General features: G+C 40.9%; 28 protein-coding genes. 12 read left to right on the forward strand and 16 right to left on the reverse strand.

Going from position 1 to position 25,205, the window contains the following annotated elements; translation table 11 throughout:
• The first annotated feature begins 2 nt into the window (after nt 1-2).
• The 4 genes from AC6JA8_RS09985 to AC6JA8_RS10000 all read left to right on the forward strand — a co-directional run bounded on the left by AC6JA8_RS09985 (nt 3) and on the right by AC6JA8_RS10000 (nt 2,044).
• Complete coding sequence (locus tag AC6JA8_RS09985; protein ID WP_497973670.1) at nt 3-395, forward strand: hypothetical protein; 393 nt, start codon at nt 3-5, stop codon at nt 393-395.
• A gap of 142 nt (nt 396-537) precedes the next feature.
• Nucleotides 538-825: a hypothetical protein gene (locus tag AC6JA8_RS09990; protein WP_497973671.1), complete on the forward strand. Its 288-nt coding sequence runs from the start codon at nt 538-540 to the stop codon at nt 823-825.
• A gap of 2 nt (nt 826-827) precedes the next feature.
• Entirely contained in the window at nt 828-1,589 is a 762-nt protein-coding gene (locus tag AC6JA8_RS09995) for a substrate-binding periplasmic protein (RefSeq protein ID WP_102243681.1), read from the forward strand.
• A 2-nt stretch (nt 1,590-1,591) separates the two neighbouring features.
• Nucleotides 1,592-2,044, forward strand: coding sequence for an EVE domain-containing protein (locus tag AC6JA8_RS10000; RefSeq protein ID WP_497973672.1), 453 nt, complete (start codon nt 1,592-1,594; stop codon nt 2,042-2,044).
• Nucleotides 2,045-2,047: 3 nt separating this feature from the next.
• Here the strand turns inward: AC6JA8_RS10000 and AC6JA8_RS10005 are convergent, their stop codons facing one another.
• Complete coding sequence (locus tag AC6JA8_RS10005) at nt 2,048-3,211, reverse strand: glycosyltransferase family 2 protein (RefSeq protein ID WP_497973673.1); 1,164 nt, start codon at nt 3,209-3,211, stop codon at nt 2,048-2,050.
• A gap of 110 nt (nt 3,212-3,321) precedes the next feature.
• Between AC6JA8_RS10005 and AC6JA8_RS10010 the strand changes: the two genes are divergently transcribed.
• Entirely contained in the window at nt 3,322-4,095 is a 774-nt protein-coding gene (locus tag AC6JA8_RS10010) for a fatty acid desaturase (protein WP_497973674.1), read from the forward strand.
• Nucleotides 4,092-4,886: a fatty acid desaturase gene (locus tag AC6JA8_RS10015; protein ID WP_497973675.1), complete on the forward strand. Its 795-nt coding sequence runs from the start codon at nt 4,092-4,094 to the stop codon at nt 4,884-4,886. The genes AC6JA8_RS10010 and AC6JA8_RS10015 overlap by 4 nt, the downstream gene beginning before the upstream one ends.
• A 36-nt stretch (nt 4,887-4,922) precedes the next feature.
• On the opposite strand, the gene AC6JA8_RS10020 is transcribed toward AC6JA8_RS10015, so the two are convergent.
• From AC6JA8_RS10020 to AC6JA8_RS10030, 3 genes are read right to left on the reverse strand one after another with little or no spacing between them, the layout of a single operon-like run.
• The gene (locus AC6JA8_RS10020; protein ID WP_497973676.1) at nt 4,923-6,071 is read right to left on the reverse strand and encodes an AgmX/PglI C-terminal domain-containing protein; all 1,149 of its coding nucleotides are present in this window, start codon (nt 6,069-6,071) and stop codon (nt 4,923-4,925) included.
• Nucleotides 6,072-6,093: 22 nt separating this feature from the next.
• Nucleotides 6,094-6,531, reverse strand: coding sequence for an ExbD/TolR family protein (locus AC6JA8_RS10025; protein WP_102243685.1), 438 nt, complete (start codon nt 6,529-6,531; stop codon nt 6,094-6,096).
• Between the two features lie 36 nt (nt 6,532-6,567).
• A complete protein-coding gene (locus AC6JA8_RS10030; protein WP_102243686.1) occupies nt 6,568-7,179 on the reverse strand; it encodes a MotA/TolQ/ExbB proton channel family protein in 612 nt (203 codons plus the stop codon).
• A 179-nt stretch (nt 7,180-7,358) separates the two neighbouring features.
• Here AC6JA8_RS10030 and AC6JA8_RS10035 point away from each other — a divergent pair, with 179 nt between their 5' ends.
• Both AC6JA8_RS10035 and AC6JA8_RS10040 read left to right on the forward strand, forming a co-directional pair.
• On the forward strand, nt 7,359-8,660 hold the full coding sequence (locus AC6JA8_RS10035; RefSeq protein WP_497973677.1) for a hypothetical protein: 1,302 nt from the start codon (nt 7,359-7,361) through the stop codon (nt 8,658-8,660).
• A gap of 66 nt (nt 8,661-8,726) precedes the next feature.
• The gene (locus tag AC6JA8_RS10040; protein ID WP_497973678.1) at nt 8,727-9,530 is read left to right on the forward strand and encodes a hypothetical protein; all 804 of its coding nucleotides are present in this window, start codon (nt 8,727-8,729) and stop codon (nt 9,528-9,530) included.
• Here the strand turns inward: AC6JA8_RS10040 and AC6JA8_RS10045 are convergent.
• Complete coding sequence (locus AC6JA8_RS10045) at nt 9,527-10,714, reverse strand: C1 family peptidase (RefSeq protein ID WP_497973679.1); 1,188 nt, start codon at nt 10,712-10,714, stop codon at nt 9,527-9,529. The two genes, AC6JA8_RS10040 and AC6JA8_RS10045, sit on opposite strands and share 4 nt — an antisense overlap.
• Nucleotides 10,715-10,737: 23 nt before the next feature.
• Nucleotides 10,738-11,157: a hypothetical protein gene (locus tag AC6JA8_RS10050; protein ID WP_497973680.1), complete on the reverse strand. Its 420-nt coding sequence runs from the start codon at nt 11,155-11,157 to the stop codon at nt 10,738-10,740.
• Between the two features lie 142 nt (nt 11,158-11,299).
• Here AC6JA8_RS10050 and AC6JA8_RS10055 point away from each other — a divergent pair, with 142 nt between their 5' ends.
• On the forward strand, nt 11,300-12,466 hold the full coding sequence (locus tag AC6JA8_RS10055; RefSeq protein WP_102243691.1) for a pyridoxal phosphate-dependent aminotransferase: 1,167 nt from the start codon (nt 11,300-11,302) through the stop codon (nt 12,464-12,466).
• 25 nt (nt 12,467-12,491) lie between these two features.
• Here AC6JA8_RS10055 and AC6JA8_RS10060 read toward each other — a convergent pair whose 3' ends face one another.
• From AC6JA8_RS10060 to gloA, 5 genes are all read right to left on the reverse strand, one after another.
• Entirely contained in the window at nt 12,492-13,088 is a 597-nt protein-coding gene (locus AC6JA8_RS10060; RefSeq protein WP_102243692.1) for a thioredoxin family protein, read from the reverse strand.
• A gap of 82 nt (nt 13,089-13,170) precedes the next feature.
• Nucleotides 13,171-15,696, reverse strand: a complete 2,526-nt coding sequence (locus AC6JA8_RS10065; protein WP_497973681.1) for a PAS domain-containing sensor histidine kinase — start codon at nt 15,694-15,696, stop codon at nt 13,171-13,173.
• A 69-nt stretch (nt 15,697-15,765) separates the two neighbouring features.
• Entirely contained in the window at nt 15,766-16,254 is a 489-nt protein-coding gene (locus tag AC6JA8_RS10070; RefSeq protein WP_208107828.1) for an HNH endonuclease signature motif containing protein, read from the reverse strand.
• An 84-nt stretch (nt 16,255-16,338) separates the two neighbouring features.
• Nucleotides 16,339-17,322: a hypothetical protein gene (locus AC6JA8_RS10075; protein ID WP_102243694.1), complete on the reverse strand. Its 984-nt coding sequence runs from the start codon at nt 17,320-17,322 to the stop codon at nt 16,339-16,341.
• 149 nt (nt 17,323-17,471) lie between these two features.
• Nucleotides 17,472-17,975: a lactoylglutathione lyase gene (gene gloA / locus AC6JA8_RS10080; RefSeq protein WP_497973682.1), complete on the reverse strand. Its 504-nt coding sequence runs from the start codon at nt 17,973-17,975 to the stop codon at nt 17,472-17,474.
• Nucleotides 17,976-18,053: 78 nt separating this feature from the next.
• On the opposite strand from gloA, the gene AC6JA8_RS10085 reads away from it, so the two are divergent.
• On the forward strand, nt 18,054-19,274 hold the full coding sequence (locus AC6JA8_RS10085; RefSeq protein WP_497973683.1) for a TCR/Tet family MFS transporter: 1,221 nt from the start codon (nt 18,054-18,056) through the stop codon (nt 19,272-19,274).
• Nucleotides 19,275-19,297: 23 nt separating this feature from the next.
• Here AC6JA8_RS10085 and AC6JA8_RS10090 read toward each other — a convergent pair whose 3' ends face one another.
• Nucleotides 19,298-19,729 (reverse strand): MAPEG family protein, encoded by a 432-nt coding sequence (locus tag AC6JA8_RS10090; RefSeq protein WP_102243696.1) that lies wholly within the window; start codon nt 19,727-19,729, stop codon nt 19,298-19,300.
• 183 nt (nt 19,730-19,912) lie between these two features.
• Here AC6JA8_RS10090 and AC6JA8_RS10095 point away from each other — a divergent pair, with 183 nt between their 5' ends.
• Together AC6JA8_RS10095 and AC6JA8_RS10100 are read left to right on the forward strand one after the other, a co-directional pair.
• Nucleotides 19,913-20,557 carry an iron-containing redox enzyme family protein gene (locus AC6JA8_RS10095; RefSeq protein WP_497973684.1) on the forward strand — a complete coding sequence of 215 codons (645 nt, stop codon included), beginning with the start codon at nt 19,913-19,915 and terminating at the stop codon, nt 20,555-20,557.
• Nucleotides 20,558-20,589: 32 nt separating this feature from the next.
• Nucleotides 20,590-21,303, forward strand: coding sequence for a hypothetical protein (locus tag AC6JA8_RS10100; RefSeq protein ID WP_497973685.1), 714 nt, complete (start codon nt 20,590-20,592; stop codon nt 21,301-21,303).
• On the opposite strand, the gene AC6JA8_RS10105 is transcribed toward AC6JA8_RS10100, so the two are convergent.
• The 4 genes from AC6JA8_RS10105 to AC6JA8_RS10120 form a co-directional block, all read right to left on the reverse strand.
• Nucleotides 21,282-22,667: a sensor histidine kinase gene (locus tag AC6JA8_RS10105; protein WP_497973686.1), complete on the reverse strand. Its 1,386-nt coding sequence runs from the start codon at nt 22,665-22,667 to the stop codon at nt 21,282-21,284. The two genes, AC6JA8_RS10100 and AC6JA8_RS10105, sit on opposite strands and share 22 nt — an antisense overlap.
• Nucleotides 22,668-22,819: 152 nt before the next feature.
• Complete coding sequence (locus AC6JA8_RS10110; RefSeq protein WP_497973687.1) at nt 22,820-23,701, reverse strand: hypothetical protein; 882 nt, start codon at nt 23,699-23,701, stop codon at nt 22,820-22,822.
• A complete protein-coding gene (locus AC6JA8_RS10115) occupies nt 23,698-24,561 on the reverse strand; it encodes a DUF4423 domain-containing protein (RefSeq protein WP_497973688.1) in 864 nt (287 codons plus the stop codon). Before AC6JA8_RS10115 ends, AC6JA8_RS10110 begins: the two co-directional genes overlap by 4 nt.
• 70 nt (nt 24,562-24,631) lie before the next feature.
• Entirely contained in the window at nt 24,632-25,078 is a 447-nt protein-coding gene (locus tag AC6JA8_RS10120) for a hypothetical protein (protein ID WP_102243702.1), read from the reverse strand.
• Nucleotides 25,079-25,205: the final 127 nt, after the last annotated feature.

Here is a 25,205-nt window from a genome sequence, read left to right on the forward strand (position 1 = left end):
TTATGAAAATATTACTGCTCTCATTACTCGTTTCTTTTTCTGTGCACGCTAAAGATGAACACAACTTCAGCTGTAATGTGGATAAGGAATCTAGAGTTGAACTCTCTCTCCTGGATAAAAACACACCAAGCGTGAGTCTGTTTCACAAGAAGTCAAAGTTTGCGACTTGTCAGTATGACAACACTCCAATGACTCAAATGGGGAATCCACGCGCTCAGGTCAATGAGACTCTATGGCATTTAAAATTAAAAAAATGCGATTATTATTTCGAAGATAAAAAAGAAAAAATCCCGGTAGTGGAGGCCGCCATGTTTAAGCAGTCCCACGAAAAACGCGATCACTACTTCCTTATTGTCAAAGGCAGACAACCCCTAAAATGTAAGGCCATTAAATAAGCTTACACTTAGCCATCTTTTTTAGTCGATTTTTATTCAATTTCCATTCAAGAAGGCCCCTCGGGGCCTTTTGTAAGACATTGTAATCCTTTAGAGATTAAACAAATCTTTTACTAAATAAAATCTGAACTATAATGGAGGGATGAACATTGATAACAAGCTCCTCAATCTCAAAAGCTACCTGAGTGAAAACAAGCTGGGTAAAAGCGGCATCAAGACCACACTCAATGAATCGGCCGTTGCCGGCAGCGAAAAAAACAACGTCGATTTAAACCTGGATGGCGATTCAAAGAATCCAAACGAAAAATCAAAAAAGAAACAAAAAAATAAAGAGGCCACAGCAACACAAAAAGAAACCAAAGAAGTGGCGCCGGTAAAAAGTGATGCCGAAATTAAACAGGCAAACTTAAAAAAATTAAACTTACTATAGATATGAAAAAGCTCTTATCCACATTTATTCTGGCATGTGTCCCTTTGTCTCTTATGGGAGAAACCATCATCCTAAAAGCGGACCGCTGGTGCCCTTTTAATTGCGATCCTACATCTGCCCAAAGTAAAGAGTTAGGCTACATCGTCGAAGTGGCGAAACTTGTCTTTGAAAGAAAAGGCCACAACATCGACTACCAGGTGGATACCTGGACCAATTCTATTGAGAGTGTGCGAAGCGGGAAGGCCACAGGTCTCGTTTCAACTACCATGCCCGATGCTCCCGATTTCATCTATCCGGCAAAAAGCATGGGAAGCAACAAAGAGTGCTTTTACGTCAAAGCAAAGGACCCATGGGAGTATGTGAGCTTAAGTAATTTAAAAGGCCGCAAACTCGGCATTGTCGAATCCTACGCTTATTCCGCCGAACTCACCAGCTACCTGATGGATCACCCTGAACAGACAGTCAAAGGGACCGGAAGCCTTCCTCTCATGTCCAACATTGAGAATATGAAGGAAAATAAAATCGACACGATTATCGAAAACCCTTTCGTCTTTAATTACTTCACAGAATCCAAAAAAATCCGCGACAATTATGAAGAGGCCGGATGCACCGAAGGCGATCCGCTCTATATTGGGTTCTCTCCCAAGAACCCTCGCTCCAAGGAATTCGCAAAAATCCTTACAGAAGGCATAGAAGATTTGAGAAAGGACGGAACTCTAGGTAAGATCATTACCAAGTATTCACTCAAAGATTGGAGTCCTTGATCATGAACTATTGGCTTATGAAAAGTGAGCCGGATGTCTTTTCCATTGATGATCTCAAAAAAAAGAAAAAATCCGGATGGGATGGTGTCCGCAACTACCAAGCTAGAAACTATATGCGCGATGAGATGAAAATCGGCGATGTAGTTTTATTCTATCACTCTAGCTGTGAAATCCCAGGCATTGCCGGGCTGGCAAAGGTTTCAAAAACCTCTCACCCAGACCCTTCGCAGTTTGACCCTAAAAGCGAGTATTACGACGAGAAGGCCACAAAAGAAAACCCTCGCTGGTTTATGGTAGAAGTGGAGTTCGTCGAAAAATTCGATCAGGTCGTAACTCTTTCAACATTAAAAGACACTAAAGGATTAGAGAGTATGCCGGTCGTCCAAAAAGGCTCAAGGCTTTCTATTAATCCAGTCACAGAGAAAGAATTTAAAATTATTTCTAATCTAAGATAAAACTTAAAGGCCGAGCTTCACACGGGTTCCGGCCTTGAGTTCTTTTAGCGGATAAAAGCTTCCGCTCCATTTAATCCCGCCATTTTTAAAACAAATCACTGAAGACCTGACAAGGATCAAACCCAAAACACTTATTCCCAATGGGAAAAAGAGAATTTCAAAAAAACTAAAGGCCGAGTGTTTTTTAACCATCAAAGAAAAAAGAATCGTGAGGAAAAAACAAACAACAGCAGAATAAAAAACGGCCGGATGAGGAATAAAAAGTCCGGCAGCAGGCAGAAGTGAAACAAGCAGTGAAATAAAAGGAATAAGAATAACCAGCGAAAGGCGATAGTTGGTAAAGCCCCCGACAATATTTTTCTCTAATCCATAAACCATGCCTTTAAAATTCTCATACCAATGAAGGGAAGGTCTTCCCTCTCCAGCTCTCATTAACATCGAACGCCCGCCATTCATGGCCATGAGTTGCGCTAAGGCCACATCGTCGGCGACATCCATCTTAAGCCATTCAAACCCAGCAGTTTTTAAAAAGCTCTCGCGCTTAACAAAATTAAAAGCCCCAACACCTTTAACGTAAGCGCTGTCTCTTTTTTCTACGCTCACCCAAGGTTTTGATGAAACAGTAAAAAGAAAAACAGAAGTGCTCATCATCATGTTGTAAAAAAATCCTCCACGCTCAATGCGCGGAAGAACACCCAGGTGATCGAGCTTATAAGTAAGACACGCTGACAGGGCTTTTTTAATAGCGGTAGAATCAATCATCACATCGGCATCCGTAAAGAGCACATAGTCCCCTGTCGCGGCCTTCATCCCTTGATCAATGGCGTGAACCTTCCCTAGCCAGCCGGCCGGCAAATCGGTGATTTCGATAATTCTAAGTCTCTTATTTTCTCTTTCTAAGGAAGCAAGAATGCTCTGAGTTTTATCGCTTGAGCGGTCATTAACCACGATGATTTCATTTAAGGCAAGATTGCCCAGAAGTGGTTTAAGGGTTTCTCCGATATCGGACTCGCCATTTCTTACGGCAATGACCACACTGACCGAGAGCTTATCTCCCTCTGGACGGGCTGTGAGCTTATCCAGAGATAAGATCTTCTTTTGGCCCCAAAAGACCATCGCTAAAAAAAGCGCCCATAAGAGCGTAAAGCCCACATATAAATAAACCATAGACTTATCATACCAACTAAATAAGAAAAATGGCTAAAGTTTAAACAGCACTGTAGATATTCCCCCCTTGGCTTATCCCCAAAGCCTTTTTTCATTAAACTAGGTCCATTATGAAGGCCACCTGGAAAAAATTTAAGACTAACCCTTATTTTCTCCCTAACTATTTAGGGATGCACCTTATTGTTGTAAGCGTGCTCATTGTCTTATCCCTGGTCTTCTTCCCGACTGACTTAAGCTTTAAACCAGAAACCTGGCATTTCGTTTTAATCCCCTTTTCCATGATGTTTGGTATTTTTGTCCCGACACTTATGCACAATTGTGTGCATGGGAATCTAAAAATCAAACCTCTTAATACAATCATCGGCGAGCTTTGCTGCTTTTTCGTTTTAATGGGCCAGAGTATTATCGCCATTAACCACACTCTTCACCACGCTCATTCTGATACTGAAAACGATCCACATAACCCGGCCAATAAAAGCTTTATGGAGTTTTTCTTTACTGCGCTTATTAGTGGAGTCACGGTTATTGAAGAGACCTTTTATGAGTTCCACGGCCATACAAAGAAGAATCAACGAATTTTTAAGGCCGCAACTCTTATGCATTACGCTGGTATCTTTTTAAAGCTGACTCTATGGTTTCTTATCTTAGGGCCAACATTGTTTGTTTTCTTTTTTATCCCGGCCATTATCGCTTACACTCTGGCCTTCGCTCACATTAACTATATCACTCACGTCGTAGACGAACACGGTGAAATCCAAATCATTAACGTAGACTCAAATCTTTATTATAAGTTTATTAATTTCATTGGCAGCGGTGTTTACTATCATAAGAACCATCACCTAAAGCCTCATCTCTTTAATCCAAAGTATATGAGGGGTTTATGAAAACAAGCTGGTCAAAGTTTAGAAAAGATAAATACTACCTGATTAAGTACTTTAGCGTGCAGTTTATTGTGACGGCGATCATTTTATACATTCAGTATCAGCTCACAGATATTAAAGCGCTTTCAAATTTACCAATGAATCCATGGCATCTGGCCCTTCTTCCCATCGGACTTATCATTGGTGTTCAGGTTCCAGTTCTGATGCACAACTGTGTTCACAGAAACCTAAGACCACCTCTTTTAAATACCATCATGGGCGAAATCGCGGGTGTTTATATTCTCCTGGGGCTTGCGGCCTTTGAACTCAACCATACTATGCACCACGCTCACGCCGATACGGATATGGACCCGCACAATCCACATAAGAAAAACTTTTTTAAGTTTCTTCTCGCTAACAATTTTGGTGGGACAGAAGTGGTTTTAGCAAAATACTTAAAGTACCACGGTGACACTCGCACAAACCATGCTCTTTTTAAGCTGATTTGTTTTATGCACTTTTTGGCCGTGCCGATGCGCCTGGCCTTCTGGTTTATGCTTTTAGGGCCATCGTTATTTGTGCTTTTCTTTATCCCTTCATATGCTTTTCATATGTTTGTTTTTGCTCATATCAATTACATCACTCATGAGACTATGGATGATGGCGATGTGAAGATCTACAACATGGATAACAATCTTTATTATAGGCTGGTGAACTTTTTTGGCAGTGGTGTTTACTATCATAAAAACCACCATCACAATCCCGGCCACTACAATCCTAAGAATGGATCTTCGCAGTCCTGGTTATTTAGATAAAAAAAAGGCCCTCTTCGCGAGGGCCTTTTTATTGTTTTACATTCTTCTTGGATACAGGTTGATCGGCTGGTTAACCTCAACATTTCTGTTGCCACCCGGTGCCGGGAAACGAATCCCTTGAAGCACATCTTTCATACAGTCGCGGACTTTATCAGAAGTGATTTCTTCTGACGTGATTGAAGATTTCTTCACACCACCGTCGCCACCGATCACAAAGTTAAACAGCATGACCCCTTGAAGGCCGTCTGGTTTATTTTGTTTTTCAAGCTCTGACTGGTAACAGCTTCTAAATTGTGGAATGTGATCGCGAAGAATTCTTCTGATCTCATCCGGGTTAATTGTCGACACAGCTACTTTTTCAACCGGAACACCGGCAACAGAGATTGATCCTTTTTGAGCAAGGCCGTCGAAGCCGCGAGAAGAATCGATCTTTCCTTTTGCTGATCCAGTTAAGCTACCAACGTTTGTTGCCACCTTGGCCATGTTTGCTGTACCGTTTGGTGAACCTGTAATGAAGCCGTCTCCGCCTCCACCACCAACACCGTTACCGATACCGCCACCAGTACCAAAACCAGCTCCACCGTCGTCTTTAGCACCTTTAGCTGCTGCTCTTTTTAAACCCTGACCACTTTTTCTGATTGAATCAGTGACGTTAGTCATGTCTAGACCCTGGTAAGTGTCTCCCGATCCACCAGTGTTGTTGTCTTTAGCTTTCACCTGGCTAGGTGCTGAGCCTGAACCCACTGTTGTTCTTGGAGCTTTTCTTACATCAGTTCCCGGTTTGTAAGCTTCTTTCTTTCTTGAGGCCGGATCACCTTTTTGAACGTCCTGAACTTTCTTTTGGTTTTTATCACCAATGCGATCAGAGTTTTTTACCACTCTGTCAGTTCCATTCTTCACTTTTTCTTCCGGCTTTGGCTGCACAACTTTTTCACTTTCGGCCGCAGTCACGTTGTTTTTAACGATCTTATTTTTTGCCGGAGGAGTCACTAATTCCATCTTAATCGGGATTAGCTTCGGGTCGTCCTTAAGTTTGTGCTCAAGGTGCAGCTCCGGCATTTTAATCAAAAAGAAAAACAAGTGAATGATGAAGCTTCCGATGAACGCGCGTTTATTAAAGCGCTTCGTCTCCTGCTCCATATTGCTTTCGCCGGGAGTGTACAATGGTTTTTTTTCAGCACTCATACTTTACTACCCTTTGCTGTTTTTACTTAAGTCTCTTAGATGCATCTTCTTCCGCAGCGATTGAGAAGTTTTTAGCTCCTGCACTCTTTGCGATATCCATGATCTCAACTGCTTTTCCTAAAAACGCTTGAGTGTCACCTTCAAGGATAACTGACTCTGTTTTTAGTTCAGCAAGTTTGGCCACCATTTCTTCTGCAAGTTTTGCTTCTTCAACATACTTTCCTTGAAGAGCAACTTTACCTTCTTTATTAAGCGTGATGATTAAAATTTCATCCTGCTTTTTTTCATTGGTGATCGCAGTCTTTGGAAGTTCGATATCCAGACCCGATTCAAGGGCTGCTGTCGACGTTACCATGAAGATAATCAGAAGAACGAGCATGATATCGATAAGCGGAGTAAGGTTTACTTCCGCCATGATGTTGTCATCACCATCGTTGTTGTTATTTACGTTCATTGCCATAAGGCACTCCTACAGTTTAAAGATTCTCGTTCTCGCTTACTTTTTAGCAGAGTTAAAGCTTTCAGCTAAATCACCAATGCCGTTTTTAAACATTGCCAGTGATTCACCGATTTTTACCAGGATGTAGTTGTAGAAAAGTAGAGCGACTACCGCTACAAGAATCCCGGCCGCTGTTGCGATAAGAGCTTCTGAAATTGAAGCTGATACAATCGCAAACCCTGCTTTACCTGCAGCACCGATTTCTTTAAATGACCCCATGATCCCCCAAACCGTACCGAATAGACCTACGAATGGAGCTGATGAAGCAACAGTACCAAGGATCCAGATATTTTTCTTTAGACCCATTGATGTTTCGTTAAGACGACGTTGCATACGTGCTTCCCACTCTTCAGAAGATGAAGCATCTTCGAAAACTGCAGAGTGTGGCTTAGCAATAAGTTCAGGACAGTTTTTGTATAGCCATTCCATTTCATTGAAACGTTTTGATTGAATGATTCTCATTCCTTCGTCATAGAAATATTTAGCTTGTTTATTAAAGTTCATTAGGAACCAGATTTTTTGAATGGCAACTGTCCACACGGCTACTGAGAAAATAAGTAGCGGGTACATGATAAAGCCACCTTGCTTAAATAAATGCATCAATTCCATTTGCAGACTCCTTGATCTGTAAGTATCGTAATTTATATTCGACTCATTCGATTATAAAACCTTTACGGCTAATTTAATTAATATTTTAGCTTAGTTTTCATTTTTTCATAAAAGCGTTTTGCTCCGGTAATAATTATCTCTATCTGATTTTAATTTAATCTCCTGTATAATCTCTGAGTATGAAAAAACATTACCCAATTTTTTTACTCGGTTTATCACTCTCAACAATGCTTGCTTTTAAAGCTGGTGACGAAATTGAATTGGATAGTTTTTTAAATGCACGCGCTAACCCAAATTTTTTACGCTCGGCCGCAAATATCAAGACCACATTAAAAAAAGGCACGACTGGCGATATTTTAGAAATAAAAAAATTCTCTTCCGGCAATTCTGGGATTAAAATAAAAGTCACAAGTGGTACTCATGCCGGTGAGTCTTACTGGGTTTATTACAACAAAAACAATCCGGCGATTAAACTCACAGATAAGAAACAAAAAGACTCAACAACTCCTGAGAGACTGAACTTAAAAGACTCTCCTCGAAGTGAGACTTTAAGAGATACTGCCGCAGTTCGCGATCTAACGGAATCGGCATTGGTGCAAACATCAATGCAGGCACAAACGTTAACCAGCACTGTAAATGAAACGCTAACACCTCCGGTTTTAGACTGCCCTCCAAAAGTAGAAACAAAACCAGAAGTTGTTCTCTCATCTGTTCCTGAAGCTAACTACCAGGTCTCTGATTTGGTAGCACCCTTCAGGGACAGACCGGGAGTTCGAGACGGCTACCCTAGCTGCAGAAACACCTCTTCCAATTCAACTTTCGCCGTCTGTAGAATCGGTGGAGACAACTCTCCTCCAGATGGGTTTAAAATTTTTAACGGCGGCCCAAATGCCATCGTTCCTACCAATGAATACTACATCAACCGCACATTTGATTTTGATTCTCCAGGAAGAGCAAAGTCAGATATGAAACTGATGATCTCTGATGCTCCTGACGATACAACCAGCCACACTACTTATAGCATTATGCTTTTTTTCCCGCGCACAACTCTGCCTTCTATTAACCAAGTAGGAAATGAGCTGCATGTGACACTGCCAAACGGTGAAGCTGTTACCTATAACGCTAAGACCGGTGAGATTATTGGCGGTGTATTAACTGAAGGCAAAATGGCCCAGGACCCAAAAAATAAAAACAAAGCTTTCCCTCCTGCTGTGAAGTACAACGGCAGTGGCGTAGTGATCCGCGCGGATAAATCTGGCGATCTTCCTTATGGTGATATTGAGCTTAGAGATGGAAGTAGCGCTCCTTCCGTCACAATTGCGACAGTGTCAAAAAAAGGACACAAGGATTGTAAGATTCCATCAAAAGATATTTGGTATAACGATGCTGAAAAAAAGGATGTGCTCATCCGACCTGAGTATGCGACTGACGCAGGCCTTGACAGTTTTTTAAAGAAAAAATGTGGCTTTTCACTTTTTTAATTTCAAAAAGTAATCAACAATAGAATGTCCGATCAAATCTAATGGAATTTATCCATAGGAGTTTTTATGAAGTCTATTGTTCTACTTGCTATGCTTTCGTCTGTATCTGCTTATGCTGAATTCGACGAAACACTTATCCAAGCGCCATTAAAAGAATCTAACGAAGTTGAACTCAACGGCATCAGCTGCCGCACACGCAACCACAATCGTTGGGATATTTGTTACGACATTGATAGAAACAACAACTACAATGAAACAAGTTTTAAATTCCAAAACAATGGAGTTAATAGAATCGTTCCGATGGAAGGTTTTGGTGTCGGTCGCGATTTTGAATTCCAATTCCAGGATATGGCAAGATCAGACCTGGGGCTTTTAGTCTGGGACTCTCCAGATGAAGTTGAAAGCCACGCTCACTTAAAAATGATGTACTTCTTTCCTAGAAACATTCTTCCAGCGATTCGTTATGAATCAGATGCTGAAAAAGACCTGGTGATTGTCACTCTTCCAACAGAAGAAGAAGTTGTCTTTAACGGTAAAACAAAAGAAATCATCAGCGGTGCTCTAACAGAAGGGCCGATTAAACAAACATCAAACGGCACGGCCATCGCTCCAGATGTTCAGTACAATGGTAAAGGCGTTGTCGTTGAAGCTGCTGCTGTAGCTGACTGGCCAGTTGGATTTGAAGGAGACAAAGCAAGCAAGATCGTTTCAGTTAAAAAGAAAGGACAAAAAACTTGTTTAATCCCAGGAAAAGAACTGTGGTTTACTGACCACTCAAAAGGTGGAAACGTTTTCTTCAACAAAAAACTTATCTCTAATGAAGCCTTCGACAAATTCTTAAAAGGTCGCTGTGGTTTCGGGATTTACTAGAACAGACTGTCTTCTTCAATGGTCGTGATATTGTAGACTTGTTTTTCCAAATCACTTTTTCTCACATAAACATAGCTGGTGGAATCCTCGCAACGAACGCGAGGGTTTCTCGGCAATGCTGGATTCTTCTTGCGGCAATCAATCAAACTATCAACATAGGCCTTAGGACTTCCCTCAGTTTTTAAAGCACTTTTGCATTTGTTATAGTCAGGATTTTCTCTCGTATAATAACCACAGCCATATCCCCATGAGTTGCGCAGGATATACTCAACTTCACAAGTGTCTTTATTAAAACGCTTTCCCACAATGCTGGAAGCATGGGCCATCGTTCTTCCCGTTCCACCGATTAAAAAATCAGCATAATAAGAAATCCCGACAGGAATCCCGCGATTTAAATGAGCATCGAGAGAGTTCATCAATTCTTTAGGAGAATCCCCTATTGCAATGGTTTTAGTTTCAAAAGTAGGACGGTCAGCAAAAAAGCCTTTGGTGAATTTTTTATCACAGGCCACATTCACTAAGTTGGCCAGCGCATTTTGCTTAGCTGATCTCACTAAGACATTTTTTATCGTGCTTAAAGAAAGATTATTAAAGACTGTATTAATCGTTTTTAGGTCATCACAACCCAGGCGGGCCTTAGGAGCATCGTAAATGATATTTAAAATCTCGCCGATATTACAGCGGTTTTTAACAGCACAACGATAGTCTTCCACATAAGAGTAATCTTCGCTCGAAATATCGCGCTCATAACAAAAACCGTTTTCTTTAACTACGGCCAAGGCCTCATAGATGCTTCCTCCTTCGGCCACAACTTTCTTATTGAGCTTTGAGAGGTCTTCGGAACTTAGTCCTTTTAATGATTTTCCATACGAGCTTTTTTTACTTTGATTATACATCGCCGAAATACCAATCGACGACACACTATGGCCTTTAGTGAGGTAATTGGCGTTTCTCACCCCACCGACAACGCTTGAGCCTTTAGTTTTATAAAGATAATGGGTTAAAAGGTCTGCGGCCGTAAAACCGTAACACCAACCAATGCTGTCCTGGTCTCTAATGGGAGGCATTTCATTGGTTAGATCGACAGGCCTTGTAAGTTTATCAAAAAGGCCTGCGTTCGGACAAAAGGGCGCCGCCAAAGCATGTTGCCCAAGGCATAGAAGTCCTGATAAAAAAATCAACATCCTGTTCTTAATCACAGATCTTACTAATCCACGTATTTTACTTTCTGTGCGATAGTCGCATTGTCTATAAAAGAGCCGTCACTGAAAATACAGCGGCTGGTTTGAATCCATTTCGTTTGAACTTGGTACTCCATAATCTGTGGAGTTCCGTGGTATTTCTCACAGATTTTAAATCCCAAAGAGCCTGTGACTCCGGCCATTTCACTCATCTTGATTTCAATAGTTCCAAGATTCTTGCTCTGGCAAACCTTGTTATGGGCACAGGGTTTTGATGAGATAAAGAGTTTTGAGGCCAGATCGTAACAATAACTTTCGTTATTTATCACTTCTTTATTCTGCTGGATGAACTTCACTTTTCCATCAATACATTCAGCAAAAACACTTCCCGTCGAAATGGCCGACCAAATAAGTACATTTAAAATTTTAAGTTTTACACCTTTCATACAAGAGTATCTTCTCAAAAAATTACAATTTCTGTCAGTCGGAAAAAACCATCATTCTATTACAATCTCCTTGGAAAAGCGTCATTTTGAATGCACAATAAACCCGACCAAATTCATTCACCCCACACTTCAGGAGAAGTTCATGAGCCGACTGGATAATATCTCGCTGGGAAAGATTGTTGTTATTAGGGAAAAACTCTTAAAAGCACAGAAGGACGGTCAAAAGATCTACCGTTTTGAATCGGGAGATCCAAGCTTTGATGTTCACCCGAATGTCAAAAGCGCCATCGAAAAGGCCCTAGAGGCCAACAAGACTCACTACATTCCTAACAACGGTATTCCGGAGCTAAGAGAAACTCTTGCTCAAAAGTTAAACACTCAAAATAAAATCCCGGTTAAACCAGCTCACATCTCTATCACTAACGGGGCCATGCATGCTTTATACGTTACTTACCAATGTATTGTTGAAGAAGGCGATGAAGTCATTGTTCCTGATCCAATGTGGACAGAGGCCGTAGAAAACGCGCGCCTGGCGGGAGCAAAAACAATTGGGATCGAATTAAAACCAGAACACAACTACGTTTACCGTGCGGCCGATATTGAAAAAGCGATCACGAAAAAAACAAAAGTCATTTTCTTAAACTCTCCACAAAACCCGACGGGGGCAATCATTCCTTTAGAAGAATTGCAAAAGATCGCCGATCTGGCGGTAAAAAATAATTTATGGATCGTCAGTGATGAAGCCTACGAGCACATTCTTTTTGATGGCGGGACTCACACTTCTATTGCTTCCTTAATTCCTACTTACGACAAAACCGTTTCAGTTTACTCATACTCAAAATCATACGCAATGAGCGGCCTGCGCTTAGGTTACTTCGCTTCAATGAATGAACTCTTTAATGACCGTGCAGCTAAGCTTCTTCGTTGTACAGTCAATGGAATTAACAGTATCTCTCAATGGGGTGCGATCCACGCAGTAAAAGACACTCCTGCCCAATGGTATGCAGACATGAATGCTGAGTACTTAAAGAGAAGAAATCTTTTCTTAGACTCACTAAAGGATCAAGATATCCTGACTCCTTATGTTCCAAAAGCTGCTTTCTATTTATGGTGTAAAGTGAAGCCAGGTATTGACGTCGAAAAACTTTCTGAAGAATTAGCACAGAAAGGAATTGGAAACGCACCTGGAAGCTGTTTTGGTGATTCACCAGAGAGCTTGCAGTCTATCCGACTTGCTTTTAGCTGTGACACACAGATGATTGTGGAAGGATCAAAAGAATTAAATAAGTTTTTAAAAGACTACAAATAAAAAAAGGCCCCAAACGGGGCCTTTTTTATTTGTATTTCACATTACATCCATACGGTCTCGAAGTCGCCACAGCAACGGCCTTTCCGGCCATGGCCGCATTCAGCGCTTCAGCGACATAATTCTTCGACTGAGGAATCACTGCCGGGTCAGCGGCACTGTTATCATCAATTGCTCCTGCATAAACAATTTTTTGCTCAGGAGAAATAACAAACATGTGTGGAGTTGTTTTCGCTCCATAAAGTCTTCCCACCGATCCACTTGCATCAGTTAAAAGAAAGGATTGGTTTGCTTTAAGTTCTTTTATTGTTTTTTCAGCATCAGCAGCTTCCTGGTAACCTTGCTCACCTTTAGCAGATGAATTAATCGTTAACCACACAACTCCTTTGTCTGTGAATGTTTTTTGTAGTGATTGCATGTTTGAGCTTCCGTAATGTTTTTTGACGTAAGGGCAATCCTTGTTAAACCATTCCAGAACAACCCATTTACCTTTGAAGTCACTAAGTGCATGCTCTTTGCCTGCAAGATCATTCAATTTAAAATTAGGTGCATCTGATTTTGGTTTTACGTCTGCAAACGCTGAAAGAGAAAGTAATAAGAGAGAAGAAAATAATAAGTGTTTCATATAAACTCCAGGGATAGTTCAACCCTATAAGCATAAAACACTTTCGTTATTTGACCTATGAGAAGATGGAAATTATTAGATCTTACTTCTTAAGCGGCAGATCAATGATAAAACGAGTATTCGGACAATTCCGATCAAGAAAAAGCCTTCCTCCATGAATTTCAACAATTCCTTTGGAAATTGAAAGACCAAGACCAGTCCCCATTCCTACTTCCTTCGTTGTAAAAAAAGGCTGCATTATCTTTTGAGCAATCTCTTCACTAATTCCTGGGCCTGAATCCGTCACAGTGATTCGAAGGGCCTCTCCATCATTATCAGCGTGCACATGCACCCAAGGCCTAGGAGTGTCTACAACAGCATCGTGGGCGTTGTTAATAAGATTTAATACAACCTGGGCCAGTTGAGTTTCCTGGCAGCGGATTTCGGTGCTTAAGTCACCGGAGACTTTTAACTCCACACCTTGATATTTAAAGCGCTCATAACACAATTCTAAAACATCATCGAGAATCGATTTAAAAGCGACGGCCTTAAATGGGTCAGCTTCCCCGTGACGAGAAAACGTTCTTAGCCCTTTAATAATTTTTACAATCCTTAAACTGTTTTGTTCAATCTTAGAGATTTCTCTACTTAAAAAATCGACGTTCACTTCACCATTCTCCAGACGTTTTAAAATCTGGTAGGCCTTGCCTTTTATGATCGCCAGAGGGTTATTGATTTCGTGGGCGATTCCACTTGCCATCTCCCCTAGAGATGAAAGTTTCGCTGAAGAAATCATGCGTGCCTGCTGATCTTTAATCAGTTCTTCCTGCATGCGCTTTTCTCCAATGTCCTGACCAATGCCGATGATCTGTCCGTCTTCCAGGCGCACATTTGTCCAGGTCGTATGTGCCAGCTCTCCATTTTTTTTAACGAGAGTGAACTCTCTCCACTCCGGTGGAGCTTCCATCATAAATTGAATCGCTTCTTGTTGTTCGCGCTCAGTGGCAAAAAGATTGATGGCCATGTCTCTGACTTTTTTCATGTCATCAAGTGTCCACCCCAGGACTTCGCTCCAATGAGGATTGATCCACTCAACATCACCTTTATGATTATAAAAAGTGATCATGATGGGAATGTTGTTTAAAATGGTTTCAAAAATTCTTTCCTGCTCTACATTCTTGGTGATATCCCAATTGATACCGCTAAAGCGCAGTGCTTTTCCATTACTATCGCGCTCGACATAACCTTTGGCCGCAATATGCCTGATATGACCATTTTTCAAAACAATTCGAAAACTAGTATCAAAATCTATCCCATCTACAATAGAGGCCTGGAGGGCCGCTGCTACCAGCTCTTTATCGTCAGGGTGTACTGTTTTTTCCCAAGCAGTATAATCACCGGAAAAATCATTTGGAGAAACATCAAAAAGTTCATACATGCTCTCATCCCAAGCAAGAGCATTTGTTTTGATATTCCATTCCCAGACACCGAATTTAATAGCGGCAAGAACCAGCTTAAAGCGGTCATTTAAAAGCCCGCGTTCGTTTTCCAGCTCTTTTACATAGGTAATGTCAGTATGTGTTCCTGAAAAACGCACAGGTTTTCCATCACGGGTCTCAACCACTTTTCCCTGATCAAGAATCCAGACCCAATGGCCATCGGCATGTTTCATTCGATGGACATTGCGGTAGTAAGGTGTTTTTCCATTGAGATGATCTTCGATATCTTTATAGGCGATAATTTTATCATCAGGGTGTGCCAGGGCATCCCAAGTGGCCAGATCGTGTTTCACTTTTGTGACATCAAGACCTACCAGTGAACACCAACGGTCATTAAAGTGCACTTGGTTTGTTTCCAAATCCCAATCCCAAGTCCCATAATTTCCATTTTCAATGATAAGTTCATAGAGAGACTTCTCTTTTCTCTTAAGACCAATATCTTCAATCGTTCCGTACGCGCGAAGAACAACATTGTCATACATGCTCGCACGCCCTACACATCGAACCCAGGTTTTTTTCCCTTTCGCGGTGATAAAAGGCAATTCGAGATCATAACTATTACCATTTTCCATCAGGCTTTTAATTTTTCCTTCGAGAATGTCTCTGGCCTCGAAATTAAAAAAATTAATTCCATCCTCAAGTTTAGGATGATAGGTCAACGGGTCAGTTTCATGAATCTTGTGAGTCATCTTTGACCAGAAAAGGTCACCTGTAGAGAGATCAATCTCCCAGCTTCCAACCTGTGTGACTTCCTGGGCCTCTAAAAGAACGTTAATCTCGCGCCTCTCCTCAGTCACATCACGGACAATACAAAAAATTTTCTTCTCATTTTTATCAGATGAAGCACTCCACTGCAGCCAGCGGTAATGGCCATTTTTATGACGGAAACGATTTATAAAATTGGTCGTTTTATAATCTTCTCCACCAACAAATTTATAATATTCATCTTTGGTTTTTTGAATGTCATTAGGGTGAACGAGAGCGAAAAAAGGAAGTTGGAGAAGTTCTTCAATACTATAACCAAGTGTCTCGGTCCATGGAGTGCTGAGCTCGACGAAGTGTCCGTTAAAATCGGCCACACACAACATTTCAGGTGAATGTCTGAAAAATTCAGCACCAAACCGAGTCATTAAAACTATTCCGACTTACATTTGAAAGATAATTAATCTTAACAAAGCAGGGCGAAATGGCCAGTGCTATTAAAGTCGACTGACGTACTCAATAATTTTCTTCGTACGCTCTAAGTGGGTCTTAGCTTCGATAACTAAAGAAACCGCATCTTTTTGCTTCAGGCGGCCTTGGGCCATTTTTGAACAGATGACTGGCTCCAGCGGATCAGTGATTGCATAGACTGACTTATGTTGAGGCCAGAGGTTTGTAATGTCATTTGATCCACCTGCACAAAGTGGAATCAGGTGATCAATCTTGAACTCTCCACGCGGCATCTTAGCGATAGAATAATTAAACTTCTGATCATACTCGTGGATGATGATTTCTTTTGTTTCGTAAGAAACATCGCGATCACAGTAAGCGATTTTTTCTGGATAGCGAAGCTTAGATGGTTGGTCGCAAAGTTTACCTGGAGTCTCTGAGAGCTCCGGTCCTGTCGGGAAATCTTGTGCAGAAATCTCTCCTGCAAAGATAAGAGTAATAAAAAGGGCCGCGGTGATTTTCAATGCGTTTTTCATGGGCTCAGTTATAAAGGAGTTTTTCAAATCTTTCATAAGAGATTAGGCCTTTTGAAATTTTTACATTAAAAGGCCCAACAAAATTTAGTCATTAATCACTAAAGACTCTGAAAGTGCATTAGAGAGAGTCGGCGTATTAATCGCATCCTTTACGTCTTGTGCCTTTAAAGTACTCAAATCCACCTTAAGAGTGTGCTTTTTGGTTGAATCAAAGCCACCTGAGAGTTTCCCCAGATTAAGGGTTACCAGGTATTTGCCGCCGGAAAGGGCCGTCGTCGCAAACTCCGAAGGATTGATTTCACGGTTAAAAATCACCTTATCTTTTAGGAGAAAACGATTTCTTGTAAGTTTCACATTCAGCTTAAAATTCGATGCGGCGGCCAGGTTAGCGCTTTTAAAAGACACCACCCCATCTTTATACGTCAAATCCTTTAAACCTTCCGCCAGAGCACTTAGTCCTTCAATGGGGAAAAAATCCAGATCGAGTTTAATTGTACGCTCTTTATTGCGGCCATTAAGCACTTCTTTGCGATCAACAACAAAGGCCTTCACGACTGCACTTTTACAGCGAGCATAATAGTCCTCAGAGCTTGCAGAGAGCTTCACACCAAAGAGGCATGAGTTTAAATCATAGTTTTTTGACCTAAGAGTTTTAGTCACCTCGATAGAGGCATTTACAGAGTAATCATAAACGTAGTCTACAACTCTTCTTTGCAGGGTACAGTCATAAGTTTCAGTTCTATAAGAAGCTTCATCGCTGCACACTTCTTCTGTTTCATCCCAGCACTCTTCTCCAACACCTGAAATCTTACGGCAGCGCCTTTCTGTTCTTCCTGCCGAACACACGCGGTGAGTGCCATCGTAAACTTCGCGCGAACACGTTGTCTCATACGGCTCATATGAAACCACTTCTTTTAAAATGTCTTGAGAGGCCTTAAGAGAGAAGGTATCACCTGCGCCCATATCGACTTCGGACTGAGAGAATGCATCAAATGAAACAAGAAGAAGAATCACGATCCCCATCAAAACGATGGCAAGATACTTCACATGCAAAAACTTTGCGTTCATAAAAATCTCCCCTAAAAAAATAAAGCGAGGGAGAAATTAGGATAAATGAGTCGACCTTGGCGACGGGCCAAGGTCGACTTTGCTTAAAAAAGCGGTGATTGTAAGATTTTTTGGATAAATGTAATATTCATTTTTCGGAGTGGTCTCAATTAGGCCTCGATAATCTCCACCCAATAGTTATCCGGGTCTTTAATAAAGGCAATATCCTTCATTCCCCCTTCTCCCAATTTCTTTTGGAAAGGCACGCCAAGTGCTTCAAAACGCGCACAAGCTGCTTTGATATCTGGGACAGAAAAACAAATATGCCCAAACCCACGAGGTTCAGTGTTCCCGTTGTGGTACGGAGTCTTTTCTTCCAACTCTGTCCCATGATTATGAGTTAACTCTAAAACACCACTGAGACCTGCTGTAAAACGTGCACGCGATTTATCGCTGTCTGTTGGGATTTGAGATTCATTTTCAATCATGGCCAGGAAATAAAGAGAAAATTTCCATTCATTGAAATCGATTTTTCTTAAAAGCTTCATGCCTAGGATGCGCGAGTAAAAGTCCAGCGACACTTCGGGATCGCGCACGCGAAGCATAGTGTGGTTAAAAACATATTTTTGAGTAACTGGATCAGGATTAGTGCAGAGACCTTTAATATTTTCCATAATCAATTCCTTGAGAAAAAAGGGAATATTTTTTTTATTATCTATGACATTTACTTCTTTGTCTTTCATAATAATGAAATGAGAAATTCACAGGCCAGAATGACATTTATCTTTGTCACTATACTCTTAGACGCTATCGGCATCGGTCTCGTCGTTCCTATTTTGCCGGAAGTTATCCGAAGATTTGGAAGCGATGAAGCTTTTGTCAGTACGTTCTATGGGTACTTCATTTCTCTTTACTCATTCATGCTCTTTTTTGCTTCTCCTCTACTAGGTTCTCTCTCTGACCGCTTTGGCCGCAGACCTGTTCTATTGATTGCTTTATGTGGCTCCGGACTCGATTATCTTTTAATGGCCTTTGCTCCTAACCTCACCATCCTTTTTATTGGACGCGTGATCTCGGGTCTGACCGGTGCAAGCATTACCGTGGCCTCTTCTTATATTGCCGATGTCTCTACTGATAAAAACCGCACCCAAAATTTTGGAATGATTGGTGCAGCCTTTGGTCTGGGGTTTGTGATTGGACCGGCCATTGGAGGAATCATAGGAAGCTTTGGTCACAACTGGCCTTTTATTCTTGCGGCCATCATGTCTTTGACGAACTTTATTTTTGGTCTTTTTGTTCTTCCTGAATCTCTGCCAGCAGAAAAGAGAAAAACAAAAGTCGACAAATCACAACTCAACCCGATTAGATCCGTCATCACTGCAATGTTTTATTCTCCAGCGGCGATTTTAATCTGGGCCTTCTTTTTAACCAACCTTGCCGGTCAATCCCATCCGAGCATCTGGGCCTTGTTTACTCACTACAAGTTCCAGTGGAACTCAATGGAAATCGGAATCTCTCTGACCGTCGTGGGAATTGCCTTTGGATTAGGACAAGGCTTCACCACAAGAATTGTCACACCAAAAATTGGAGAGCTCAAATCAGTGATCTATGGACTCATTGTTTTAGTGGCCAACTTTCTTCTTTATGCTTTAGTCACCAAGTCGTGGATGCTCTATGCGGCCACGTCACTTCTTTTATTCACCAGTATCGTTATGCCTTCGTTGCAGTCAATGATTACTAAAGGCACCCCCTCTGAAGAGCAAGGTGAATTACAAGGAACACTGGTGGCCATTACCAGCCTGACGTCTATTATTGGCCCATTAGTGTATACGGGGTTGTTTTCTTTCTTTACGAAAAAAGACCATTACCCGCTTCCTGGCGCTCCTTATATTGCAGCGGCAGCATTCACCTTAGTGTGTCTGTTTTTAGTTTTAAAAGGCCGTCATAAAATCCGCGAGCAGTCGACCAAGTAGCTTACAAGTTGCTTACAAGTCGCTTAAAGACTCCCCGCGATTCTAAACGCCAGGATAACTCCCATAATGATAAGAACAATCCAGCTTAACCCGTAAACCGCCATTCGAGGCATGATCTTATTATTGGTTAAATGGATGAGAGAATGCAAATAACGAAGGGCCACGTAAATCCACGCCAGCCACAGAAAAAATCCGTCAACCTGTTGTGTGATCAGCGAGAATGCACAGACCATATAAAAGAGTGTCGGCACTTCAAAAAGATTGGTGAAATTGCGTGAAGCTTGGGTCATCTGTGTCGGTAGGTCTTTTTCGGCATGGTTATAGGTTTTAAAATACCTGAAGTCGACCTGGCCGCTTTTAATGCCTTGAACACGGGTTAAAAACATTCGCACAAGCACCATTGCTGAAAGAAGTAATAAGGCAAAACACGGGTAGTAGATAAGATTTGGATTCATGATCTAAGTGTCCTTTATAAATAAAAAATGCACAAGTTTTTTGGCACCTCAACCTTAAGAAACATTGAACAAACCAACCTAAAATACTGATTTTTCTCTAATCCCTTTTTTTATCTTATTCCTGAAAGAATTAAGATCTAACATTCAATACTAGCAGAAACCTTCCCCTACATGAGGTACTTAATGGATAAGTTAAAAGAGGCCCTAAATCACTCCGTAAGCATTCTCTTAAACTCTTATGAGAGCATGCCTTGGGAGAATAAAGATTTCTACGCTAATTACATAGCGCAAACTTTTTTTTATGTCAGACATTCGACTCGAATGCTTGCTCTTAGTGCTGGAAGACTTAATTATGAACAACAACAAATGATACACCTTAGATTTTTAAAACATTTAGGAGAAGAGGCCAACCATGAACGCCTGGCACTTAATGACTTAAAAGCACTAGGGTACTCAATCGAGGATTTTAAAGAACTCAACTCTACCCGTTTTTTCTATGAACCTCAGTATTTCAAGATTGAACACCAAGATCCGCTCGCGCTTATGGGCTATATTCTCTATCTGGAGGTTCTGGCACAAAAAATTTGTCCACCTCTTTCTAAAAAGCTTTCGACCATTTATGGCAAAAAGGCAGTTACTTTTCTTTTTGTTCACGGAGAAGAAGATCCTCACCACGTTGAAGAGGCCCAAAAACTATTGGCGAGCTTTCCACCACAAACTCTCGAAATTATCACCGAAAACCTTCTGCAATCCTCGTGTGCATTCAACTGGATGATGAAAGAAATAGAAGACTCTGTGGCATTCCAACCATTGAAAAAAATAGCTTAATTATTTTAAAGCAAATTTTTTTGAGGACATTTATGAATGATAAAAAAGAAATTATCGACTTTGATAAAATTGATGCCTATTTACTTTTTGGCAACATGAAAAATAACCCAAAAAATCTTCATTCGATTTATCAGAAGTCATTTCGTTGCTGGCATGAAACCTGGACTGATTACTTTAACAATGAATACAAACTCAATGCAAAGTTAAATTCAAATGAATTTACCCGCCAGGACGAAATCCTGGCCCTGTTCTACCAGGGTGAATGTTTTGCTGTGACTTTTTTCAAAGAAGTTAACTGGGGCGATGAGACTGCTTCATTGGATGCATATTTCAATTCATGGAGCGCCGAGGCCCTTTTAGGCCTTCGCCAAAAAGGCGACAACATTTTGATTTGCAGTCAATTTACCGTCGCTAAAAAATTCCGCCAACAAAAGACTGATATACCATGGAAATACATCTTGTCTGGATTTAATATGAAACGCTTTCTGGAAAGCACTGCAGATGCAATGACGGGAACAATGAGAGTCAGTAAAGGCATGGGAAGAATGTCAGTAGAAGCGGGTGCAACCCCTCTTTCCCTCAACGTTCCTTGCCCTGATCATGAAGGGGAAGCCGTCGACCTCGTGGCCTTTTTTCATCAAGAAGTTGAAACAGTGTATTTAAAAAATCCATATCACCCAAAATTTGATTCAGTCTGGGATAGGCTCAATGGACGACTATACTCTCAATTAAGACTGGTGGCATGATCTCTATGAACAACTGCAGGCAAGCTCACCTGAATGCGCGTCCCGCTTGCTTCCTTGTGCTGGCTTGAACTTGCAGATACTGTTCCACCAAAAATTTCTGTATAATTTTTAACTAATGGCATTCCAAATCCTGTTCCTCTTTCACCACCCGTACCTAAAGTGGTGAAAGAGGCTTCAAATTCAAATAAACTAGTTAAATACTTTTCGCTCATCCCTACACCATAATCCTGAACAACAAAATGAACTTGTCCATTATCTTCAGTCGCAGTCACCACTACCTCAGAATTAGGGTAAGAAAATTTCAAAGCGTTAGAAATAATATTCGATGCCACTGAATGAATAAAACTCACTTTATCTACATAAATGACAATATCAGCAGGAACCTTGTTTATAAAATGGAGATGTACATTTTTCTGCTGATAACGCTCATAAAAGAGCTCTTTGATCTCTGAAAAACATTCGTCAATAGATACAGGATGAAGCTTCCCGGACTTGGCCCGTAGGTGCTCCATTTCTTTTACATGTTTAGTAAGATCACTAATTGCATCTAAGTTTTTCATCATGCGAATAGAGGCTTCAATAACTTTCTCATCGCGAGACAATGAAAGCCTGCTGGTCTGAAGGATAAGGGCCTGAAGGGCATTGGAAATATCATGAACCACAACACGTAGAAGCTTCTCTTTTTGTATTTTAGAAGCATAGAGTTCCTTAGTTCTTTCTGCGACTAAAAGCTCAAGCTTTTCTGTTTTTTCACGGTTGAGTTCCTGGATAACAAATACCGGTAAAGCGATTGATGCAATAATATAATTCAAGAAGGCCGAACCATAGCCAACCATCTCTGTCCCTGGGATATTGCGAGCGATAGCATAATGAAAACAGCAAAAAATCCCGGGTACAAAAACAGCTCCGGCCATAAATTTTTGCACAAAAGAAGCTTCCTTCTTCTTGGTTTTCAAAGTGTGATAAATGGCTTCGATCATCGGCATGGCCGAAACAAAGGCAATGGGGAAGGCCAGAACAAAAAATGGAAAGTTCAGCTGATCATTAATAATTGCCAGAACGATAACAACAAAAGAAGAGATAACATACTTCTTGGCATTTAAATTCATGTCATAAGAGCGGATCAGAAAATTAGACATAATATAAATAGGAAGAATATTAACAATGAAAACAAGACTCAAGGCCAGTTCACCAGTCTTAACTCCTCCTTCAATGATAAAAACAAGAAGAACTAATAACCAGTAAACAGCAAGCTCACGGAAAAGCTTTTCTTTCATCTTAAAAAAAAGAAAAAGATAGATGACGAAGTTTATAAAAACAAACGCCGCAAAAAATCCGAATAAAATAACTATCTCTTTAGGCATACTCATTTCATATACTAATTATGCTTAAAAGAATAGTCCTTAAGCGAACTAAGTAAAAAAAACAGTGTCAAAAAATTTAACAAAAAAGTCAATAATATAAATTACTTAAGTAAAAAACACACCTCTAAAATGATGTGGTCTCACCAGTAAAACTACTCTACCGTAAGCCCAGTGATCTGCAGGTCACTATCCAAAGCGATATGCAGATTTTTGCGATAAATGTTGGTGCTCCCAGAGAAAGATTCAAAACACGAGAGCTTAACCCAGGCATTGAATGAAAGTTGCCCGCGGCGATCAAATGAATAATGTCCATTTAAGACTTCAATCCCGGCGTAACTCTCAGAATCGTAAGGGCACTCAGAGTTTGCGATAATTGCATATGAGAGATCGCGCGACGATGAATTTTTCCAATTAAACATCACCAGTGTTGTTTTGATCGGGTAACTGTAATTGGCCACGGAGAAAAAAACAGATTCGCGGGTCTCTTCAACATTGTAGCGAAAATAGCTTGTATGTTCTTCTGCATAGGTCGCGATCTTCGCCCCTAAAATATCCAGAGTGCTATGTCCTTCGATCCCTGTCTGATGGCCCAACTCATGAACCAGGATGCGCACAATCCCGTTGAAGTTTAAAGTTGGATTTCCATCTTTGTCATAAAGCATATCGGTATTGATATAAATAGGAGAATTGGGAACAAGCATAGTCTTGGCAATGCGATAAGACTCACTTGCACCAGTGGTAAAAAAACCAGGATTGGCCTTCTCTGACAGGAATACCAGGCGATTTTTATTCTGCAGATTTTTTGTCAGTACCTCGTGAATATCTTTTAATATATTTTTTTCTTCGAGATCTAAACCACAGTTCTGTGCAGCTTCACAATTGGCTATGATCTTAGAAAGGGATAAGTAACCTTGTTGGAAATTACTTTCAACAATCCCCGCTCCATTACCAACGACAGTTCCCCCGCCTTCTTTAGCGAAAGCACCAGCTACTACTAAAAGCCCACAGACAATTAAGTACACGAATCTTTTCATTGGAGTGTTTCCTTACTTGAGACATGGTTGCTATTTGTATGTCCAAAAAACTGTACATTGAGCTGATGAATGTCATTGGACGCATGATCGTAAAATTTGCTGTTAAAATCTTTGACGAAATTGAGAATGAAGGCCTTGGCCTCATCTGTTTTATCTTTGTTAAACTTTAGTGTAAGAGCATTCAAGTGCCTTTCATGGACACTCTGCTCTTCAACTGCTTCGAGGGCCCGGGCAATCATCCCTTTGTGGTGCTCGCGGATCGCCTCACTTGGAATATCATGAGTTGTTTCATTACTTGAATCGGGTGTCGCCGACTCAAGCTCTCCCGTTTTTGGGTCGCGCTTAATCAGGCCAACTTTTAAAAGCGTCTCAATCCCCTTTCTTACTTGGGAAGGTGTCACTTTACGTTTTAGAAGATAACTTATCTGAGTGTAGTCTTCTTTGAAATCAGGAGTGGATACCAGCATTTGTAAAACCAGGTTATGCCATTCCTTGATAGAATTAAAAGCATCCAGGTCGATCATTTGGTATTTGGATTTTTTATCAATCTTTGCCAGTCGCTCTAGTAAAAGACCCGCCGGCTTATTTTTACGCATACGTTTTTCAATCTCCAAACGGATGCGGATAATCTCTCTTTGGTTTTTTTCAATCTTCCATTCTTCAAATAAAACTTCTAAAATCTCATTTGAAGGAAGGCGCCTGCCTGTTGCAATCATGGACAAAAGACTTGGAGATTTGTAGCCCAGTCTCTTTGACAGGTCATTGAGAGTAAAAATCTTTACTCCTTCGCTGTCACGGTTATATTTCTTTAAGTTGTACTCAAAAAAATCTTTAAATTCAGTAAAATTGTACTCGCTCATGAAATCCTTAAAAACTTAAAAAGGCCGGCGAAGTCTTCTTCGCCGGCCATATTCCAAATCCTGCTAATAATTATTCGCAAGCTGGGAATGAGAACCATGATGTTCTTTCAGTAGAAGCTTCTCCGTGAGTTGTCACAGTTCTAACTTTAATTGTTGCTGGTAGGAAATCAGCAACCTTACCATACTTTAGACATTCTCCGCTTGATGCTTCGTTAACTGGTGCATACTTAAGACATACAGTCTTTTCGAAAGCACGTGAGTAAGCAAGGTTTTGGTTTTCCCATGCTGTACATACCCAGTCAGTGTGAGAGCCGATTTCTCCACCGTTGTTAGTCGTGTGTGCTTCAAGGTTCGTACAAACCTTCACTGGGTTAATTGATTTAACTTCTGAATCAGTAATACACGCGTTGTCTAACTTGATTGCTCCTAATACTTGAGAGTAATCGTGAGTTGTTGAGCTAAGAGCGAAGGCCGATGCAGAAAGAATCATAGATGCAGCAACGATTAAAAGTTTCATAAAATCTCCTGTAAGTTTTGTAGCAAGAACGTCTTGCCGTTGATCTTGCATTTTTTATAAAACCCGACTTTTTTGCTGTCAAATTCGTTCACAAACTTAAAAAACATTATTCACAAAATGTCACGCT

The sequence above is a fragment of the Bacteriovorax sp. HI3 genome, from assembly GCF_059738875.1.

Bases quoted from the DNA above. Each gene is read 5' to 3' on its own strand.
- AC6JA8_RS10105 (WP_497973686.1), bottom strand. From the start codon at position 22,667: ATGCCTAAAGAGATAGTTATTTTATTCGGATTTTTTGCGGCGTTTGTT.
- AC6JA8_RS10010 (WP_497973674.1), top strand. From the start codon at position 3,322: ATGAAGGCCACCTGGAAAAAATTTAAGACTAACCCTTATTTTCTCCCT.
- AC6JA8_RS10005 (WP_497973673.1), bottom strand. From the start codon at position 3,211: ATGGTTTATTTATATGTGGGCTTTACGCTCTTATGGGCGCTTTTTTTA.
- AC6JA8_RS09990 (WP_497973671.1), top strand. From the start codon at position 538: ATGAACATTGATAACAAGCTCCTCAATCTCAAAAGCTACCTGAGTGAA.
- AC6JA8_RS10050 (WP_497973680.1), bottom strand. From the start codon at position 11,157: ATGAAAGGTGTAAAACTTAAAATTTTAAATGTACTTATTTGGTCGGCC.
- AC6JA8_RS10095 (WP_497973684.1), top strand. From the start codon at position 19,913: ATGGATAAGTTAAAAGAGGCCCTAAATCACTCCGTAAGCATTCTCTTA.
- AC6JA8_RS10015 (WP_497973675.1), top strand. From the start codon at position 4,092: ATGAAAACAAGCTGGTCAAAGTTTAGAAAAGATAAATACTACCTGATT.
- AC6JA8_RS09985 (WP_497973670.1), top strand. From the start codon at position 3: ATGAAAATATTACTGCTCTCATTACTCGTTTCTTTTTCTGTGCACGCT.
- AC6JA8_RS09995 (WP_102243681.1), top strand. From the start codon at position 828: ATGAAAAAGCTCTTATCCACATTTATTCTGGCATGTGTCCCTTTGTCT.
- AC6JA8_RS10045 (WP_497973679.1), bottom strand. From the start codon at position 10,714: ATGTTGATTTTTTTATCAGGACTTCTATGCCTTGGGCAACATGCTTTG.
- AC6JA8_RS10025 (WP_102243685.1), bottom strand. From the start codon at position 6,531: ATGGCAATGAACGTAAATAACAACAACGATGGTGATGACAACATCATG.
- AC6JA8_RS10060 (WP_102243692.1), bottom strand. From the start codon at position 13,088: ATGAAACACTTATTATTTTCTTCTCTCTTATTACTTTCTCTTTCAGCG.
- AC6JA8_RS10035 (WP_497973677.1), top strand. From the start codon at position 7,359: ATGAAAAAACATTACCCAATTTTTTTACTCGGTTTATCACTCTCAACA.
- AC6JA8_RS10110 (WP_497973687.1), bottom strand. From the start codon at position 23,701: ATGAAAAGATTCGTGTACTTAATTGTCTGTGGGCTTTTAGTAGTAGCT.
- AC6JA8_RS10100 (WP_497973685.1), top strand. From the start codon at position 20,590: ATGAATGATAAAAAAGAAATTATCGACTTTGATAAAATTGATGCCTAT.
- AC6JA8_RS10070 (WP_208107828.1), bottom strand. From the start codon at position 16,254: ATGAAAAACGCATTGAAAATCACCGCGGCCCTTTTTATTACTCTTATC.
- AC6JA8_RS10085 (WP_497973683.1), top strand. From the start codon at position 18,054: ATGAGAAATTCACAGGCCAGAATGACATTTATCTTTGTCACTATACTC.
- AC6JA8_RS10020 (WP_497973676.1), bottom strand. From the start codon at position 6,071: ATGAGTGCTGAAAAAAAACCATTGTACACTCCCGGCGAAAGCAATATG.
- AC6JA8_RS10065 (WP_497973681.1), bottom strand. From the start codon at position 15,696: ATGACTCGGTTTGGTGCTGAATTTTTCAGACATTCACCTGAAATGTTG.
- AC6JA8_RS10120 (WP_102243702.1), bottom strand. From the start codon at position 25,078: ATGAAACTTTTAATCGTTGCTGCATCTATGATTCTTTCTGCATCGGCC.
- AC6JA8_RS10115 (WP_497973688.1), bottom strand. From the start codon at position 24,561: ATGAGCGAGTACAATTTTACTGAATTTAAAGATTTTTTTGAGTACAAC.
- AC6JA8_RS10090 (WP_102243696.1), bottom strand. From the start codon at position 19,729: ATGAATCCAAATCTTATCTACTACCCGTGTTTTGCCTTATTACTTCTT.
- AC6JA8_RS10075 (WP_102243694.1), bottom strand. From the start codon at position 17,322: ATGAACGCAAAGTTTTTGCATGTGAAGTATCTTGCCATCGTTTTGATG.
- AC6JA8_RS10055 (WP_102243691.1), top strand. From the start codon at position 11,300: ATGAGCCGACTGGATAATATCTCGCTGGGAAAGATTGTTGTTATTAGG.
- AC6JA8_RS10000 (WP_497973672.1), top strand. From the start codon at position 1,592: ATGAACTATTGGCTTATGAAAAGTGAGCCGGATGTCTTTTCCATTGAT.
- gloA (WP_497973682.1), bottom strand. From the start codon at position 17,975: ATGGAAAATATTAAAGGTCTCTGCACTAATCCTGATCCAGTTACTCAA.
- AC6JA8_RS10030 (WP_102243686.1), bottom strand. From the start codon at position 7,179: ATGGAATTGATGCATTTATTTAAGCAAGGTGGCTTTATCATGTACCCG.
- AC6JA8_RS10040 (WP_497973678.1), top strand. From the start codon at position 8,727: ATGAAGTCTATTGTTCTACTTGCTATGCTTTCGTCTGTATCTGCTTAT.